Annotated in this window: 12 protein-coding genes and 1 pseudogene; 10 read left to right on the top strand and 3 right to left on the bottom strand. The window is 30.7% G+C overall.

Annotation, left to right across the window (positions count from 1 at the left end; all coding sequences use genetic code 11):
• The first annotated feature begins 69 nt into the window (after positions 1–69).
• The 5 genes from AC4BB2_RS08735 (at position 70) to AC4BB2_RS08715 (ending at position 7,866) form a co-directional block, all read left to right on the top strand.
• The gene (locus AC4BB2_RS08735) at positions 70–738 is read left to right on the top strand and encodes a class I SAM-dependent DNA methyltransferase (RefSeq protein WP_490472557.1); all 669 of its coding nucleotides are present in this window, start codon (positions 70–72) and stop codon (positions 736–738) included.
• A complete protein-coding gene (locus tag AC4BB2_RS08730; RefSeq protein WP_490472556.1) occupies positions 731–1,744 on the top strand; it encodes an HsdM family class I SAM-dependent methyltransferase in 1,014 nt (337 codons plus the stop codon). Before AC4BB2_RS08735 ends, AC4BB2_RS08730 begins: the two co-directional genes overlap by 8 nt.
• A complete protein-coding gene (locus tag AC4BB2_RS08725) occupies positions 1,734–2,969 on the top strand; it encodes a restriction endonuclease subunit S (RefSeq protein ID WP_490472555.1) in 1,236 nt (411 codons plus the stop codon). Before AC4BB2_RS08730 ends, AC4BB2_RS08725 begins: the two co-directional genes overlap by 11 nt.
• 34 nt (positions 2,970–3,003) lie before the next feature.
• Positions 3,004–6,225 (top strand): type I restriction endonuclease subunit R, encoded by a 3,222-nt coding sequence (locus tag AC4BB2_RS08720; protein WP_490472554.1) that lies wholly within the window; start codon positions 3,004–3,006, stop codon positions 6,223–6,225.
• 87 nt (positions 6,226–6,312) lie between these two features.
• A complete protein-coding gene (locus tag AC4BB2_RS08715) occupies positions 6,313–7,866 on the top strand; it encodes an endonuclease NucS domain-containing protein (RefSeq protein WP_490472553.1) in 1,554 nt (517 codons plus the stop codon).
• 140 nt (positions 7,867–8,006) lie between these two features.
• On the opposite strand, the gene AC4BB2_RS08710 is transcribed toward AC4BB2_RS08715, so the two are convergent.
• Positions 8,007–8,273: a hypothetical protein gene (locus AC4BB2_RS08710; protein ID WP_490472552.1), complete on the bottom strand. Its 267-nt coding sequence runs from the start codon at positions 8,271–8,273 to the stop codon at positions 8,007–8,009.
• 949 nt (positions 8,274–9,222) lie between these two features.
• Here AC4BB2_RS08710 and AC4BB2_RS08705 point away from each other — a divergent pair.
• From AC4BB2_RS08705 to AC4BB2_RS08685, 5 genes and pseudogenes are all read left to right on the top strand, one after another.
• Positions 9,223–11,175, top strand: coding sequence for a reverse transcriptase domain-containing protein (locus tag AC4BB2_RS08705; protein ID WP_490472551.1), 1,953 nt, complete (start codon positions 9,223–9,225; stop codon positions 11,173–11,175).
• Between the two features lie 55 nt (positions 11,176–11,230).
• Entirely contained in the window at positions 11,231–11,728 is a 498-nt protein-coding gene (locus AC4BB2_RS08700) for a restriction endonuclease (protein ID WP_490472550.1), read from the top strand.
• 720 nt (positions 11,729–12,448) lie between these two features.
• Positions 12,449–12,772 (top strand): annotated as a pseudogene (locus AC4BB2_RS08695) (DUF6287 domain-containing protein); the annotation flags it as partial.
• Between the two features lie 91 nt (positions 12,773–12,863).
• On the top strand, positions 12,864–14,561 hold the full coding sequence (locus AC4BB2_RS08690) for a metallophosphoesterase (protein WP_490472549.1): 1,698 nt from the start codon (positions 12,864–12,866) through the stop codon (positions 14,559–14,561).
• Between the two features lie 149 nt (positions 14,562–14,710).
• Complete coding sequence (locus AC4BB2_RS08685) at positions 14,711–15,094, top strand: DoxX family protein (RefSeq protein WP_490472548.1); 384 nt, start codon at positions 14,711–14,713, stop codon at positions 15,092–15,094.
• A 125-nt stretch (positions 15,095–15,219) separates the two neighbouring features.
• On the opposite strand, the gene AC4BB2_RS08680 is transcribed toward AC4BB2_RS08685, so the two are convergent.
• Positions 15,220–16,704, bottom strand: coding sequence for a helix-turn-helix domain-containing protein (locus tag AC4BB2_RS08680; RefSeq protein WP_490472547.1), 1,485 nt, complete (start codon positions 16,702–16,704; stop codon positions 15,220–15,222).
• A gap of 252 nt (positions 16,705–16,956) precedes the next feature.
• Positions 16,957–18,468, bottom strand: coding sequence for a helix-turn-helix domain-containing protein (locus AC4BB2_RS08675; protein ID WP_490472546.1), 1,512 nt, complete (start codon positions 18,466–18,468; stop codon positions 16,957–16,959).
• Between the last annotated feature and the right edge of the window lie 301 nt (positions 18,469–18,769).

Genomic DNA, 18,769 nt, shown 5'->3' with positions numbered 1-18,769 from the left:
ATATATAATTTACTTGACTAGGTATATAAATAATTAAACATATTTTTATAGATAAAGGGGCAACTAAAATTGAATGATAAAGAATTAAAAAAACTGAAAGACGATCTTTGGACGACGGCGATTGATATGCGTGCCAACTCTAATTTAAGTGCTCATGATTATGCTGAACCTATTTTAGGGCTAATTTTTTTGCGTTTTGCTGACGCTAAATATAAAAAATTTGAAAAATCTATTGAAGAAGAATTTGAAAAAAGACAAAAAAGTACACGTATTTCAGCAAATAAAAGTGAAATTGCTCTTGAATTAGCAGGAATTTATGTGCCAGATGACGCAAGGTATGATTATTTATTAAATCTTCCAGAAAAAGAAGATGTTATCGCACCAGCAATTGTGAATGCAATGACAGAAATGGAAAGATACGCATCTTCTGTAGAGGGAGCATTACCCAAAGAAAAATACAAAGAAATACCAGCAACGAATTTAAAAAATTTGCTGAAGAATTTCAAAGATATTCCAACAGAAGGCTCAGTTGATATTTTTGGAGAAATCTATGAGTTCTTTCTGGGAAAATTTGCCATGGCAGAAGGACAAGGTGGAGGTGTCTTTTATACTCCAGCATCAGTAGTTCAGTATATGGTAGAAGTTGTTCAACCAAAAAAAGGTAGAATATTAGATCCTGCATGTGGCTCAGGAGGAATGTTTGTTCAATCGGCTCTTTATGCGAAAAAACATGGCTAATGGCCCAAATGCTTTAAGAGCCCACGGTGTTGAAAAAGAACCGGCAACTGTAAAATTAGCTCAATTAAACTTATTGCTTCATAACATGAACGGAGATATTTTCCAAGCCAATTCATTTTATGAAGACCCACACATTAGCTATGAGAAGTTTGATTATGTTTTTGCCAATCCTCCGTTTAATGTAAGAGGTGTTGAATACGAGCGCGTACGTGATCAAAAAAGATTTAATGAATATGGCATTCCAAGAAATTCTAGTAAAAATGATGAAATTGAGAAAGTCCCTAATGCCAATTACTTATGGATTAATCAATTTGCTACTGCATTGAAAAAAGATGGAAAAGCAGCATTAGTTATGCCAAATGGAGCTTCCACAGCAGGAGATGGTGGACAAAAAGAAATTCGCAAACGTTTATTAGAAAGTGGTCACCTCTCACAAATTGTTGTGTTACCTTCAAATATGTTTAATACAGTTACTTTGCCAGCAACTCTTTGGTTCTTTGATAAATCAAAGAAACATGAAGAAGTTTTGTTTATTAATGCTGATAAAAAAGAATTATATACACAGGTAGATCGTGCACATCGTAAATTTGATGAAGTACATATCAAAAATCTTGCTTTGATTACAAGGTTGTATGAAGGCAATACCCAAGAATATGAAGAACTCAAAAGCTGGTATCAAGAAAATATTGACTTAAATGATGACCAAAAAGAGTATTGGCAAAAACAACTAAACTGGGTTAATGAACAATTTCCAGAAGGAGTGTATCAGGAAATAGCAGGATTATGTAGTGTTGTTCCTATTCATGGAGAAAATAGCATTGAATCAAAAGATTGGAGCTTATCCCCAGGATTATATGTTGGTGTGGAAGAGATAGAAGCAGATGAAGAGCCATTCGAAGAGAAGATGCACAAGTTAACAAAGCAATTATCGGAACAATTTCAACAATCAAATGAATTGGAAAAGGACATTCGTAATGCCCTAGGAGGAATAGGGTATGAAGTATAAATTAGGAGAATTAATAGAAGTGATATCTGGATTTGCATTTAAAAGTCATGATTTTTCAGAGGTGGGCATTCCTGTAATTAAAATAAAAAATATTGTTCCACCTAAAGTAGATACTGAAAATACTAATAGAATATCATTTGAATTGATTGACAAGTATAATAGATGGATTTTAAAATATAATGATATTTTAATTTCAATGACTGGATCAAAAGCAGATCAAATGTCTTCAGCGGTTGGAAAAGTAGGCAGAGTTAAAACTCATGGGGATTTATTAATGAATCAGCGAGTTGGTAAATTAGTGGTTAAAAGATCAGATATTATTGATACAGATTTTTTTTACTTTTGGATATCTCAATATGAAATTCAGTATAAATTGGCATTAGGTTCTTCAGGTAGTGCGAATCAAGCAAATATTAATTCTAAAAATATTTACAATTTAGAAATAGATTTACCATCGCTAAATATACAAAAAAAAAATGCATATATTTTAACTATCATAGATTCAAAAATCGAACTCAACAATCAAATTATAAACACTTTAGAAGAAACAGCAACTACACTTTTCAACCATTGGTTCATTGATTTTGAATTTCCAGATAAAAATGGAAATCCATACAATTCAAGTGGCGGGAAAATGATTGAAAGTGAACTGGGTGAAATTCCAGAAGGCTGGGAAGTAAGCTCATTAAAGAATATTACAGAAATTATTATGGGACAATCACCAAAAGGAACATCATATAATAATGAGGATATGGGCTTACCACTAATTAATGGTGCGAGTGATTTTAAGAATGGTTTTGTTAACCCTAAAAAGTATACTACTGAACCTAAAAAAGTGACAAAAGAAGCCGATATTATTTTTGGAGTTCGTGCAACTATTGGAAATCCAACAATTGTTCAGCAAGAATATGCAGTTGGTAGAGGAGCAGGTATATCAAGAGTTAAAGATAATCGTTATCAAGAATTTGTATTTTTGTTACTAGAAGAAATGTTTAAATATTTTGCGAATACAGGCTCAGGAAGTGTGTATATCAACATTTCTAAAAAAGATTTTGAAAGTTACAAGTTTGTAAATCCATCATTTGAAGTAATAACGAAGTTTCATGAGTCTGTAACGAGTATTTTTGAATTGATTGCAAATAAAAGAAGTGAAATTGATTCCCTAAAAGAACTTAGAGACACCCTACTCCCAAAACTTCTCTCAGGAGAAATTGAACTAGAGTAAAAAAAGAGAAACTTGAACTAAAGGAGGTCTAAAAATGGTTGATTTTATCACGGAAGATGATTTAGAATTGCGCATTATGGAAGAATTTGAAGATTTAGGTTATTCACTGTTGAATGCTTACACAAAAACAAATTCTTCTCTTAAGGACGGAACACATCGACAGACAAAAAAACAAGTCGTTTTACCTGATGTTCTTTTAGAATACGCTCGTCAACTAAATCCTTCAATTCCAGATGCACTCATTGTTGAGGAAGTACAAGCAATTATCAAGGATGATTCTTTAAATTCTAGGTTATTAAAAGATAAAAATTATGAGTATTATCAGTCTTTAATTAATGGGATTAATATAAAATTCTCTCTTAATGATGAGGAACAGATTGAAACATTAAAGCTAATTGATTTTGAGCATCCTGAAAATAATTCTTTTATTGCCGCTCGACAAGTTTGGATTGCTGGTGAGATTGGGTACCGTCGACCGGATATTATCGTGTATATCAATGGACTTCCTTTAGTTTGGATTGAGTTAAAGAAACCAAGTGAAAATGTCCAATTAGGGTATTCAAAAAATCTGATGGATCAGAAAAAGGATATTCCGCAATTATTTTTCTTCAATCAGTTATGTATTATTTCAAATGGGCATATTACGAAGGCTGGTAGCTATAACTCGACCTTCTCTCATTATTTCGAATGGCTTAAAATCAAGGATGAAAAAGAAGTGATTGATCGAACAAAAATTCATGATGAAGAGCTGTCTATTCAATATTTACTTAAAGGACTTATGCCAAAGACCAAATTATTAGATTATATTGAAAACTTTATTTTGTATTTAAATAAAGATACGAAAATAGTTGCAAAAAATCATCAGTTTTTAGGTGTCAATCATGCGATTGAAGCTTTTGATAATCGAGAAGCTAGAAATGGAAAATTAGGGGTATTTTGGCATACACAAGGCAGTGGTAAAAGCTTTTCCATGGTTATGTATGTTCGTAAAATAAGACGGAAATTCGCAGGAAACTATACCTTTTTACTTGTGACAGATCGCAATGATCTAGATTCGCAGTTAATCAAAAATTTTGTCCGTACAGGTGTGGTTGAAGATACAAACATGGTTAAACCAAAAAGTGGTTTGCAACTTAGAGAATTACTTAAAAGTAATATCTCGATGATTTTCACTACGATACAAAAATTTAGGTACGATAAATATAAAGATTTTCCTCTACTTTCTGAACGAAAAGATATTATTGTGATTGTAGATGAAGCCCATCGAACCCAATATAAAAATTTAGCTGAAAACATGCGTAAGGGCATACCTAATGCGCAATACATTGCTTTTACAGGGACGCCATTGTTAGGTAGTAAACAATTAACCTATGATTATTTTGGAAAACCAGTGAGTGAATATACATTTAATGATTCCATTAATGACGGTGCAACAGTTCCTTTATTCTATACAAAAAAAGTGCCTACAGTTAATTTAAATAATGATCTGTTAAATGATGAATTTTTGGATATTATTGATAAGGAAGAATTGACAGACGAAGAACGAAAGAAATTAGAGAATAAATACCGTAGTTCTTTAAATGTAATGAAGCGAGACGATCGCTTAGACGAAGTTGCTCAATACATCGTGAAACATTTTCCAAAAAGAGGTTTTTTAGGAAAAGGGATGGTTATTTCAGTCGATAAATATGCGACAGTTATGATGTATAACAAAGTGCAAGAGCATTGGAAAAAAAGAATAAGAGCCATTAATTCTGAGTTGCAACAAACACATTCTCAGGAAGAAAAAGAAGCTTTATTAAAAGAGAAAACATTCATGAATAGTGTCGAAATGGCTGTTGTGGTAAGCGAAGAAAGTGGAGAAGAAGAAAAGTTCGAACGGTTTGGCTTAGATATTACGCAACATAGAAAAAGATATCATCAAGTTGATGACGAAGGACGTGATATTGAAGAACAATTTAAAGATCCAGATCATCCTTTACAGTTAGTTTTTGTGACTGCTATGTGGCTAACAGGCTTTGATGCGCCTTCTGTTTCAACGCTTTATTTAGATAAACCAATGAAGAGCCACACCTTAATGCAAGCCATTGCACGTGCGAATCGTGTGTATTCAGATGATAAACGTGGGATTAAGATAAACGGCTTGATTGTAGATCATGTGAATATTTTCCATTATATGAAAAAAGCTCTGAAAGACTACGGTGGTTCTCATCATGAGGCTGAATTAGACTTGCCAGTAAAACAAGTAGATGAGTTGATCGAGATGCTTATCTTAACTCAAGAAGAAATTATTCGTTTTTGTACATCGTTAAACATTGATTTGACGGAAATAGTAAATACTGAAGATGTATTTTCAAAAACTTGTAAGATAAAATCTGCAGTTAATGTTGTTCTAGCAACAGATGAGCAGAAAGCGCAATTTATTATTTATACGAATTTATTAAAGAATATTTATGATGCATCTTGTCCTGAAATTTTCCAATATGGTTGGGATAATCGTATCTTTAAGCTGGTTCAATACATGTCAAAACTGATGGGAAATTTGATTCAAAATGAACGAATTGAAGAAGCACAAGTGAAAGTTGAAGAGTTATTGGATGTGAGTGTGGATTCGGAGAATTTATTTTATATCAAAGAAGATTCAGATGCTGATTATAATAAAACAATCTCACTTTCAGAGTTAGATGTGGAATCCATGATTGCAAAAATTCAGAAATCAGAATATGTAAATATTGAATTGGTTGAATTGAGAAATTTTATCGAACAAAAATTAGAAGCAATGCTAAATAAAAATGAAACAAGAGTTTCTTTTGCTCAAAGGTACGAAAAATTAGTTCAAGGATACAATGCAGGTGCCACAGCAAATGAGAATTATTTTGAAGAGTTAAAGAAATTTGTAAAAGATTTGAAAAAAGAAGATGGTCGTGCATCAACAGAACATCTTTCCGAAGAAGAATTGGTTTTATATGATTTACTTTTGAAAGAAAAACTAACAAAAGAAGAAGAAAAACAAGTAAAATCAGCAGCAACCCAATTGTATTATTCATTGATGAAAGAAAACGGAAAATTTTTGAGTGTTGACTGGTTTAAAGATGAACAGCCAAAACAACGAGTGAAAAATAAAATAGAAACAGTGCTTGATAAAGCTTTACCAGATTCATATGATAAAGAAGTTTTTCAAAATAAGACAGAAACAATTTTCCAATTTATCTTGAATAGAGCTGTGTCAGGTAGAGGATATGTTGGAAACTTATAAAATAAAAATAGTATTGAAATGAATGATCAAATTTCAATACTATTTTTGTATAGAAAGTTTTATTCAACCTATGAAGGAGGTTTGGAAATGGAGTCCAAAATTCGGGATTATTTAGCAGGAAATTTAAACTTTTTATCGGAGGAACTAAGTCTGATTGGAAAAGAATACTTATTACCCAATAATGATGGAACAAAAGGATATATAGATTTACTAGCTAAAGATAAGCAAGGAAACTACGTGATTATTGAAATAAAAAGAAGTAATCAAGCTGCACGACAAGCACTACACGAAATTTTCAAATATTCAGCTCTATTAAAAAGAAATCTATATATTAAGCAAAGTGAAATTAGAGTTATTTTAATTTCTACAACTTGGGATGAATTATTGGTTCCTTTTTCTCAATTTGTATTAGAGACTGATTTACTAGTTGAAGGTTATGAGATCGAAGTCAATAATCATTTTATACCAATAGCTAAAAGAAAGATAAAATCAGTGCCTAATCCTATCCAAAGAAAAATATCAAGAATTCAACATATTTTTCTCTATGAAGCTAAACGTTGTATAGATGATGAACTATCAATAATAAGTTATCTTTTAGAAAAGCTAGGTATTAATGAATATATTTTATTAAATCTAAATTATCAAGGTGATGATAATCAGGTTATCTATCCAAAAGCGATATATCTTGCTTTCCAAACAGTACCAATTAGTAACTATATAGAATTTTGTAAAAAGCAGGGTAAAAATGACTTAATAGATTATGGATATTTATATGAAGAATTATTAGAAATTGAAAAAAATTATGATGGAGAAGAATTACAAGGAGAAATAGAACAAGCAATATTAGGTGAAGTGATCAACCGATCATATTGTGATACATCTGAGATTGGTTATCCAGAGAAACTTTTGAATATGTTGCATTCTGATTGGAAGATGGAGAACCATGTTTGTGGAGGAGCTTTTGCTAAAGACCGATTATATACAGTAAAGAAATTAGTACAAGACATAGTAGGATTAAACGATACAAACTATGTTTTCTTTTATGGTTATGCCAAATCTAAGCATTTAGCAAAATTAAAAGAAGTGTTGTACAATGCAAAGAATGTTTTTTATGGTAACAAAATTTGGAAACAACATTTTACTTGTATTTTTAATGAATTAGAAGAGAAATACGACAACTACACGATTGTTGTCTCCATAACAAATCCTGAAAGTATCTTGGAATGTCTAGTGTATGGAATAGAACCTACATATGAAATTATTATAGATCATAAAGATTGTGGAACAATGCAAATCTACCGTGGAACTATCGAGTATACTTTTAAAGAAATTTCTTTAGAAAAGTTATTAGAGCGATATTTTAATAATGATCCCATGATGTTGTTTATTGTACTAAATTATGGAGAATTATATATGAAAGAAATGGATATAATGAAAGATATCGGGCTAAAATATAGTAGTAAGAGATATGATATCTCTGATGATAAAACAGAATGTTATGATGTATGTATTTCAGAATATGGAGAAATATTTTATACTCCTCGTGAAGAGAAAATACTCTTTCAAGATTATTTGAAATATGATCAATTTTTAGTTTCAGATTTAAAAGAACTCTTTTCAAATTATAATTTAAAATTATGAATAAGTAGATAGCTTGTCTTTATATTATTTCTAGTCTATAAAAATGAATAGATGAAAACAAGTCCTTAATTTAGGTTTAAAAACTAAAATAGGACTTGTATTCTTTTTGATAGCGATATTCCTAAATAGTGCGTGTATGTTTACATTTTTCCTCTCTGAACCATCCTAGCTACAATCTCCTCACTCTCCTTCAAAACCCCTTCAAAATCCCCAGCAAAAACCTGATACAACTGCTGACAAGAATAATACCGCATCCGCATATCCTTCTTATTCCTCGTAACCTTTCCATCAAAAAACTCATCCAAATAAACCAACGACTTCTGCCAAGATCGAAGCTTGATCAACTCACTCCGCACATCCAAAATATCCTGATAAGGTATCGCTTTCAAATTCTGTTCTTTACTCATCACTACACATCCATTCCTATTTTTTTGAAAAAACAACAGGAAAATAAAAAACGATCAGACCTATCTGTGCCTCATCGTGTGCAATAGTTCGCCAAAGAACACATGAAATCGCCAAAAAGATGAAAGAATCCAGCAAAGAGACTAGTAAAATCAATCAAAATTAAGTACAATAAAACATGCGAGTACTTCGGTACGCGCTATCGGCAACTCGGATAAGCAGTCGTTGCTGTTTATTCGGGGCCTTGCAACATGATTCCAGTCAGGTTGTAAGGTGCCGTTTTTTATTTTTCTATTTTTTAACTTGTACATCGTTACGTTTGATTATCACCACTATTGCTAAAAATCAGACCTAGAATAGAAACAAAAAAGGCATTGGCGCAATGTCCAATACCTGAATAAGTCAATAGTACCTTAAAGAAACCTAGCAATCCTTTCTAGTGGTAGCTCAAAAAGAGACACGACAAAAAAGCTAGTGATTCATTTACTATTGGCATACTTGCGCGGACAGTCGTTGCTGTTTTCAAGACCATTTCTGCTCGGTTCCAGCCAAACAAAAAGGTGCCAAAGATTAAATTATCATAAAGTTGAGTGATGTTCTGAATCAGGACTTACTCAGCTTTTTATTTCCATTCTATACACTAAGTATAAATAACTTGATCGCGAGAATCAAGGCGAACAGAGAAAAAATCAAACAAAAGTAAGGTTATTTTATAACTGGAGGAATTATAGTTTTGCAAATTGTATAGATAAATAATGTATTGTGTTTTATAATTAGTAAGAACAGCCAATAAACTCTTCAAGAAGTATCTTCTTGCTCGATAAAAATGTATAGATTAACACTTGTTTTTGAAAAAGTTTTCGAAAGGTGTGTATAGTATTCCTATATCCCCTTGTTTATAAACATGTAATATTGGCTGTTCTTTACTATTGTAGGGAGTGTTTTAGAAGTATGGAGCTTTACATTCAATTTCAAAAAGAGGATCGAGAAATTTTGAAAGCATTTAAATCTATGGAGACATTTGCTGATATTGCAAATTTTTTTGAGGTTCCTAAAAAGACACTTTGGAAGATAATTTATAAAGAGAAATATTATGAAGTTTTCAGTATTAGGAAAAAGAGGTTTATAGAAGAAGATGATGATAAAAATAATTATCGGCAGATAAATTCTCCATGCAAAAATATTAAGATACTTCAACGGAAATTAAAATATTGTTTAGAATTGCTTTATCATTATAATCCATCAATTCATGGATTTGTTAAAGACCGAAGTATTGTTAGTAATGCTAATAGCCATCTGATGTCTAAAACGATTCTAAATATAGATTTAAAAGACTTTTTCCCATCCATTCACCAAAAAAGAGTGTATGGAGTTTTTCGTTATTATTTTAAAAAGAATAATTTAGTTAGTGGTGTATTAACAGAGTTATGCACGTATAAAGAATGTTTGCCTCAAGGAGCTCCAACATCACCAGTTTTATCTAATATTATATGTCGTAATTTAGATGTATCATTTAGAAACGTTTGTAGGCGCTATAATTGTATATATACAAGATATGTTGATGACATTACAATATCAACAAAAAGAAGTATAATTCCTGAACAAATTGGTATTCAAAAAGAAGAATGCTTTGAATTAGATACTGACTTAGTAAGTATCATAGAAGAAGAGGGTTTTATTCTCAATCATAAAAAAACAAGATTACAAACGAGTAGAGAGCGTCAAGTAGTAACGGGAATAAAAGTAAATGAAAAACTTAATGTTAACAGAAATTATGTTTTGTCTATTCGGGCAATGTTGCATAATTTTGAAGTTTTAGATAGGAAAGCAGCCAAAGAAAAATTTTACAAACATTATAAACCTCACGATAAGAGAACTGGAAATAGCCGTCTAGAACCTGAGGAAGTTATTCGCGGAATGATTAATTACGTTGCTCAAATTAAAGGGAAAACAGATCCAGTTGTTCAAAAATTTATTCAAAAGTTTAATGCACTTGAAAAACCAGATAAAATCAAGAATATTTCACCATTATCTCAAATTGAGCGAGATTTTATGCATTCTATTTATCGGATTGATGTAGAGTATTTTACGTATTGTGAAGAAATTGAAAAGGAAACGAATCCAGTAGAGGAATTATATGATCCGTTAAAAGAACAATTATTATCAGAATTCGCATTCCAACGTAAGAGGCGTACTATGCAGAAAACTGCTGACAAGCAGCAAAAATTTAAGCTGATTACAGATGAGGAAATAATAAATATCTTTGATGTAGATGTCGATTTCTATAAAAGTGAAGTGGGGACTGGCTTTCTATTAAAAAATGGTAAAATCATTACCTGTGCTCATGTCTTTAAATCATTAATCAAAACTAGTAAAAATTATAATTTATATGATGCTTTTATAAATGTGCGTTGCATAGATCCATTTACAGGTGAGAATACTTTAAAACAAGAAATCGAAATTGAATCAATTAATTTCGAAATAGATATAGCTATTTGTAAGTTTGCAACAAATGAATCGATTATTGGTCTAGAGAAAAATACGAAATTTTTATCTAAGGGAAAATCTGTTAAATTATTAGGTTTTCCAAGTCATCAAAATGGCAGTTTTATAGAAGCATCTGGAGTAATTATTGGTGTGGATCATGAAAAATTAACTAAAAGTATATTTAATAAAAAAAAGGAAAATGTTGTAGATTTTGTTGAACTATATATTATTAATGAAACAATTTTTGAAGGTAATAGTGGTGGACCAGTCTTAAATGAAAATAATGAAGTTATTGGAATTGCTGCTAGAGGCACTACATCTACAAGAATAGTTGGGAATAAAGTTATTCCGATTGATTATTTGGACTCTTTTCACTTTGAAAAAGTAGAGTTGGAAAAGTTGAAATATAATGAGTAATTAGCTATTCTCATAAAATTCAAAAATTGATTGTTATTAAAATAGAGGAGAGATCATGAATACTAACGACTGGTTCGAAGTGATGAAGCCCTTAGTGGAAAATAAAATAATTTGGTTAGCAGTAGGTATTATAGCTTTAAGCTATCTACACAAAATCATTTTATTTTTCATCGAAAGAAACAAAAACTATGAATTAAAAGATATTGATCTAATGACAGGTGAAAAATTCGAACATTACTTTGCTAATGTATTGAGGAAATCAGATTATAAAAAAGTGAAAGTGACACAATATCAAGGAGATCAAGGAATTGATGTTTTAGCACAAAAAGAAAATCGAAAAATAGGTTATCAATGTAAAAGATATAAGAAAAATGTTGGTAACAAAGCTGTTCAAGAAGCACATGCAGGAAAAAGCTATTATGACTTGGCAGAGGTTTATGTAGTTACCAACAGCTATTTTACAAAGTCCGCAAAAGAATTAGCTCATAAAACTGGTGTCAATTTAATTGATCGAGATGGACTTTATAAAATAATAAGAAACATAACAAATTAGTTGATTTAAATAAATCAATATTTTGTAAAAAAAATTAAGAGTTTATTTTTATCAAATAGAATTATTTAGATTTCTGAAAGTGTTTAAAAAGTGAGTGAAGCAAAAAGTTAAGTAATGTTCTAAATCAGGACTTATTCAACTTTTTTATTTACATAAGTATATATTAAACATAAAATGAACAAGACGTGAAACGAGTAAATGTAGGAGGATTATAAGATGAAAAGAACAATTTGGGGGTACATTTTTGTATCATTAGTAATATTGGTATTAGTAGGATGCAAAAGTCAAAAGAATAGTAGTCAAGAGTCGTCAATAAACAAACCAAGTACTTTAAGTTCTAATATCTCCCAATCTAATGAATCTACTCAAAGTAGCAGCTTTGTAGAACAAAACCCATATGGTTTAAAAGCACCAAACGAGTTTTACACACATTTGATTGCCACAAATGCAACAGGCAATGAATATCTGAAAAATAACGGTTACTACGCAGTGCTAAAAACAGACACAACGAATCCTAATCAATCGTTCGTTATAGAAAAGTCAACACTGCTCCCAAACATAAATGATGGATATGGCACGCAAACCTATATATATTTCTGGTGTAATAGTGAAGTGAAGAGTATTTTGGCAAATGTCCAGATTGATGATACTATTATTTTTTTTGAAGCCAATGGGGAATATTTGAATCAGCTTAAGAATACACCAAGACCACTTCAGGAAGATTTAGATATAGAAGCAATCAATAATGGTGACATAAGTAGCTTAGTTGGAACTTGGCAAAACGGAACTGGAGATAGTATAGTAATAAATGCTGACGGAACAACGAATAAAAATCAAACAATTCACACAATAAAAGATTCTGATAAAACCAGTAAAATCCCATATGCTAGTTTATCAACTGGAGAAATGGGAGGATCAACTCCGATAGGATTTTTTAAGGTCGGTTTTGAAAATCCTGATGGAGACAATTCAGATACAACAAAACCAAGACTTATTTTATCTCAACAAGGAGGAGCATATCCTGCAGAAAATTACTATTATCGCCAATAGATAATAATGCATATCTTTGGATATCCTAAAATAGAAAGAATTCATCCGATAGGAGAATGACTAACTGTAAAAAGGAGGTGCAACAATGAAATCCAACAAAAACAAAAATTCCTTAACCCTAAGCAAACAAACATTTTTTCCACCATCAAAAACAGAAACGATACTATCACCAAAACTCGCAAGCCGCCTAGATCTTTACCCAGAAAACAAACGACGTCCAGTCAACAAAACAGTATTCAAAAACGAGTACTTTCAATTAACCTACAACACAAAAGAAAATTCCCTAAACATATCTTCCACAGGAGATCTTGTCTATTCAGCGATACCTTATGATACCGCCAGAAACTATATTCAACGGGCAGCAATTCAATATTTGCTTCATCCAGAAGAGGTTTATCAATATATCAAATCCCATAAAGTTAACCTAGAAACTTATCTTAAACTAAGTATTTTTCAAGTGACAAACAAACGAGTAAATAAGAACTCTTCAAAAGTTATTCAAGCGTACAATGCCATATTTGAAGATCCCTTACTAGAGATTCAAATTCTAGGACGCTTATTGCAGCATGATGAAACTGGCGCACTTTCTGCGAACCTTCCAGGTAAGTTTTTGTTTAGTGAAAATATAAAAACAGGAATATCTGGATACGTTTCAGAGTACCTCAATTTTGTTGTCCAGCTTACACAAGCACTACCTATAACGACAGACGGTAAACATGTACGTCTATTAGAAACAAACCTGCAAGACGGTTTTATTTCGGATAAGCATTTAACAGTTGAATCAGATATCCAACCTGCCTTAGATTTATTACCGCAAGAAATAAAACAAAAGATAGAAGATTCAATTATTGTCATGAAACAAACTGCACCTTCAAATAACAAGTTACTTTTACGATCAGAAATTGGAAAAGAGTTGTCTGAAGTCAGGAAAAAATACACTGCACATAGTGTTGATCCTAGAGAACTAGAACAATATTTTGAAAATGTTCTTCCAACAGAAAATCCTAATATAGTAAATGTTGTCTCTGACATCCATACGATTGATGGGAAACTTACATTTATGAATAAAAACTTCAACATCTTAGTTGGAGATATTTCTGATTCTCATGTAAGAAATGAAGAAATTAAAGGACTCTATGTTATAGGAAATCATGAATTAGCAGATGTATTGCCAGATAATCCAAATAAAGAAGATCAACAGTGGGAACAATGGAGACCCTTTTTCAAAAATGAATGGTTTCAAGATCTTATGCGAAATCCAGATGATTCTTGGTACAAGTTGCCAACAGGAAATCATATCTATTATGAATGTGTCAAAGCAGAGCTAGAAAAACGATTTCCTAAAACGAGCGTGTTAAATAATAGCAGCATTGTTCATGATGGCATTCGATATATAGGACTGACAATCCCCGTTGTACTAGTGAAACGAAAAAAAGAACAACAAAAGTTTATCTTAAATTCATTAAACTACCTGCTAAATAAGGATTACGATATACCAACAGTAATCGTTTCCCATGCTCCGTTGTTCAATGAACTTAGTATGCTTTCACCAAAAAGTAAATCTTATAACAAAAAATATGATTGTTCAGAGCCGAAAATTGAACAGTTATTTGAGGAATATAACATAGTTGGCGCTATTCATGGTCACCATCATATACCAGCCTCTTCAGGACGATATAAAATGGTGGAATTCGCAGGAAAAGAACGGTTCGTAGTTTGCTCCATTTATTCTAAAATGAACACTGGATTTGAATTGATGAGTCTACTAAAAGATGGAAATTAGGATATAGAAAAACATTTATTTATTAAACACTTAGCAATTTAGCTAGGTGTTTTACTATGTATAAAAATAACTATTATTTAACTTACTTATTGTAAGTGATCTTTCTGTATGATATAATTAACCATCAATTAAAGGAGGTTATAAAATTCATGCAGTTAAAAAATGCAACAAGTACAAGTCTTTTATTAATAAGAATAACATTGGGTATTACCATGGTTTTACATGGAGTGGCAAAATTTTCAGATCTTAAAGGAACAACAGAATTCTTTGTTGGGTTGGGTCTGCCATCTTTTATGCCTGTAATTATTGCTCTTATTGAAGTAGGCGGTGGTATTTTTATGATTATCGGTCTATTAGTACCGCTGGTTTCATTGGGATTTATTGCTATTTTAGGTTCGGCTATTTTTATGTTAAAATCTGGCAGCGGTTTTGTTAATGGGTTTGAACTGGAGTTACTATTAATTGTTATGTCAATTGCCTGTGGTTACTCACATTTCAATAAAAAAATTATCCAATTCATACCACCAGCTTAATTTAAATAAATTGACTATGAATTAATTCAGTAGTAAAAAACAAGCAGTAAATCGAAGTAGAAATCGATTTACTGCTTTTTTTTTTGAATCGTTTATCTAGAAAAAAACATAAAAAATAATCAAATCTAATTACATATAGCTTCACTTTGAATTGTAAAATTATTAATGAATCCCTTTTTTTTGTAGAGCATGGAGGTGATAGCTGTTAAAGCATTATTCCAAGAACAATGGCTATACGGATTTTCAAAATGACATATTTTTTCCTGTTCCATCCCTTCATAAGAAAAATCAGTTAAAATGATATCTGCTTGTCGCTGAGAGTTTGTTAATTCGATATTATCATGTCCAAATATCCCTAATAAGTTTTTCTTAAGCATCTGTGTTGAAAAAATATTTTTAGAAAATTCGACATAAACATGGACTTTTTTTGTTTCAGTACAATAGTCTAATATAAAATAACTAAAATTAACCATATACAAAAGATTTGCTTTAGATACTTGAAGAGGGTAGTGCCTATTTTCAGTAGTTAGTTCTTCATAAAATTGAAATAAACTCGTTTCCAATTCAACAAAGCTTAATTCTTCTGAAGTAAGTTCACTTACTCTTGGAAAATTTTCAAAAGGACTAAAGAAGTCAGTATATACATATTTTAAAAAAATGTGTATAACTAACGAATGATAGAAACAAACATTGTATTGAGATTCGTTAGGACAAACTTGATACGATTCAAAAAGACTATTTAAAAAAATAGTAGATAAAGACACAAGTTTATTATTTTTAAGTTCTGATGCCAGTTTTGCTATACACACTTTATTTAAGTCAGAATCGAATTCCGGAATGAACAATCGAATGAAAAAATTTTCTATAGGAGTTTTTGATACTCCAGATGTTACAGCACCATTGAATTTTTGGAAAATATCAAAAATCTCTTTCAAATCAGAATCTGTCGTAAGCTTACGATTTTTAATTGCAGGATGGTTAGAGATGGAACTTATGTAGCGTATTCTTTTCTCCTGAAAAGGTGAAAGATCAGCTGTATTGTAGAACGGATGAGAATCAACAATAAATGGAGGCCATTCGACAGCTTTGTATATTTCCCAAAAATAAACATTAAGAAAATACAGTTTATCAATCTCAGTTCCAACTAAGTTAGAGTTAGTCGTATTATTATGTGAAAAATCAATATCTAGGTTAAAACGGGAAAGAAAAAATCGAAGGCTTTTAACATATTTGTATAAATGAGAGGGACTAATATTTATTCTCAATGATAATTGGTTGACACTATCATAACGCTTGGTAATTAAAGTGTTTAAAATGTTAAACTCATTAGATTGTTTGATATAAAATAGTTTTATGGAATCTAATAAAAAGCTGTTTGGAATTTTATTACATGTAAGTGAGTATCCCGTGTCTAATAAATGGATTGAAATAGTACATTTTCGAAAAACCTCAGCTAGTTCTTGATTGAGCTCATGTAAAAATCTACGAATGCTTGTGGAAGAAATATTTAAATGATCTTTAATACGGCACATTTCAATACCAGGATTCGCCAATATTGTTTTTAAAAGTTTATATTTTTTATGATCTTTGTCACTTAAAAAAAAATCCATTTTATTCACCTCATATAAAGATAACTATAGCATCTTTGTCACAGCTCATTTTCTTGAAAAGTGGCGGCAAGGGAAGCAAATAAAAATAATCCTAAAAACCTTAGGAATGTATTGATTGAAAGTTTTTTGGGAGGAATAGTACGATTTATTATGTAATAAAAGGAAAGATATAATTCTAGTATTAGTATAAAATCTGTGTTACTAAACATCGCTAATAATAAAAATATGGTAAAAACCAATGAATGAACAATCTCATTCATTGGTTTCTACCGTATATTTACGTGGTATAAGCACTTTTTTGTAAAACATTTTTTTGATGGTAGTAATCATTGCTTTCCAATTACTTTCGTCATTAGTGTCATATAAAAAGAAGTAAACTGCGTTGTCGCATTCACCTTGATAGCTATCTGAAATAATCAAGTCAGCATTCTCAGTGGTGTCTACATACATAATATTCTTTGATTGAAAAGTTAAGTTGATTGTATGTTTAATTTGATCATTTAAATAAAATAATCGACCATATTGGACACAAATTTTGATAGGTTCTACTTTTACATTATTATCTACAAGGTAGTGTAGACACTGTGCAACATATTTAGTCATTCCTTCAGTTATCTTAAGTGGCGGGGGAAGATCGGTAAACGTATTAGTGAAATAAGTGATAAAATTTTTTTCAGCTATCTCCCATACTGGATTATGTGTAGGGTGATTTCCCAAACCATCTCGTGTTTTATACCAGTCTGAATAATCAAGATTAACGTACTTTAAATAAAGAAAGATTGTATTTAGATTGTAATAAGAAAGTAACCATACATCTTCAGATACGTCAATATGATAGTCTGAAAATAATTTATTCAGGAGTTTTTTTGTGTATGTGATTAGAGGCGTAGAAGCTTTTAAAAATTGAGCGGCAATGTTAATTTTTTGCGCTCTATCATCGCAATCTGCAATATAGAAACGTGCTAAAAAATTAAAGAATACTTTTTCTTGATCTAGGATTTTTTCAGGAATTTTGTAAGTATTTGAGTCAAGAAGTAGACCAAAGTCATTCTCTATCTTATATGGAGAGAGGTCTAATAAAGCTTCTTCCTCTAGTGCAATGTATTGTTTTCTTGAATAAATTCTAAATTTTGAAAGGGAAGCTAAGTAATTAAATCTTTGAATTTGAGAATATGTAAAAATTTCTAAAATTTTTGATTCAGTCATGCTAGTTTCTGCAAGTCTTTTAAATGGCCACTCCAACCCTTTATAAAAATGCCAATAATAATAATAGAGAAAAACACGCATATTAATTTCTTTTTCACTTATAAAATTACTAAAAGTAGAAGTAGTTTGAAATGAGATTCTAACTTCAAATTTTTCAAGATTAGTGTTTATTTTTTTAATCGCTTTATATAAATGAGGAGTACTAATATGTAAGTAATTAGCTAAAGACTTTACACTGTCAAATCTTTTTTTTATTAATGCTTCAATAATTTTGAATTGATCAGTGTCTTTAAAGTACTCAAGACGAATTTTATCAATAATATAGGCTGCTGGTTTATCTGTCTTGTTTAGTATCGTGTAAATATTATTGTTTCTAACTATTTGAATGTGTTCCTCTTTAAAAATATCTGAAAGATCTTCATTCAACTCACGTATATTTCTAGTGGCTGAAGTGGAGGAAATCATAAAATAATCAGTGATACTTTTAATATACACATTCTCTTCACTAAAATAGATAAAATTAAATAGATCATATTTTTGCTTACTGATAGAAGTCATATGGAAGTTTTCCAGTAATACCATCTCCTTTTAAAATACATATATTATACAAATTAAAAATAAATTAATTTCGTAGATTATAGCATCTGTATATTCAAGAAATCAAACGATTTGACTACTAAATAGAAAAAAATTATTTGATTTTGTTTTACGGGGAAACAGATTACGATAAACAAGAGCATATCAAACGTGTTTAAATAGTGAATAAGCAATTCAAAAAAATTATTTTTAAAAAATGGATTATTGAATTATATGATTATTCAAAAAAAATATAATTCGAGTGCGTGCAAAAGGTGGTGTT

It is taken from the genome of Enterococcus sp. AAFC-DPL-5146, assembly GCF_058216635.1.
This window is presented reverse-complemented; position numbering and strand designations above follow the sequence as displayed.

Excerpts from the sequence above, each read along its gene's own strand:
- AC4BB2_RS08730 (WP_490472556.1), top strand. The coding sequence starts at position 731 with ATGGCTAATGGCCCAAATGCTTTAAGAGCCCACGGTGTTGAAAAAGAA.
- AC4BB2_RS08725 (WP_490472555.1), top strand. The coding sequence starts at position 1,734 with ATGAAGTATAAATTAGGAGAATTAATAGAAGTGATATCTGGATTTGCA.
- AC4BB2_RS08720 (WP_490472554.1), top strand. The coding sequence starts at position 3,004 with ATGGTTGATTTTATCACGGAAGATGATTTAGAATTGCGCATTATGGAA.
- AC4BB2_RS08715 (WP_490472553.1), top strand. The coding sequence starts at position 6,313 with ATGGAGTCCAAAATTCGGGATTATTTAGCAGGAAATTTAAACTTTTTA.
- AC4BB2_RS08710 (WP_490472552.1), bottom strand. The coding sequence starts at position 8,273 with ATGAGTAAAGAACAGAATTTGAAAGCGATACCTTATCAGGATATTTTG.
- AC4BB2_RS08705 (WP_490472551.1), top strand. The coding sequence starts at position 9,223 with ATGGAGCTTTACATTCAATTTCAAAAAGAGGATCGAGAAATTTTGAAA.
- AC4BB2_RS08700 (WP_490472550.1), top strand. The coding sequence starts at position 11,231 with ATGAATACTAACGACTGGTTCGAAGTGATGAAGCCCTTAGTGGAAAAT.
- AC4BB2_RS08690 (WP_490472549.1), top strand. The coding sequence starts at position 12,864 with ATGAAATCCAACAAAAACAAAAATTCCTTAACCCTAAGCAAACAAACA.
- AC4BB2_RS08685 (WP_490472548.1), top strand. The coding sequence starts at position 14,711 with ATGCAGTTAAAAAATGCAACAAGTACAAGTCTTTTATTAATAAGAATA.
- AC4BB2_RS08680 (WP_490472547.1), bottom strand. The coding sequence starts at position 16,704 with ATGGATTTTTTTTTAAGTGACAAAGATCATAAAAAATATAAACTTTTA.
- AC4BB2_RS08675 (WP_490472546.1), bottom strand. The coding sequence starts at position 18,468 with ATGACTTCTATCAGTAAGCAAAAATATGATCTATTTAATTTTATCTAT.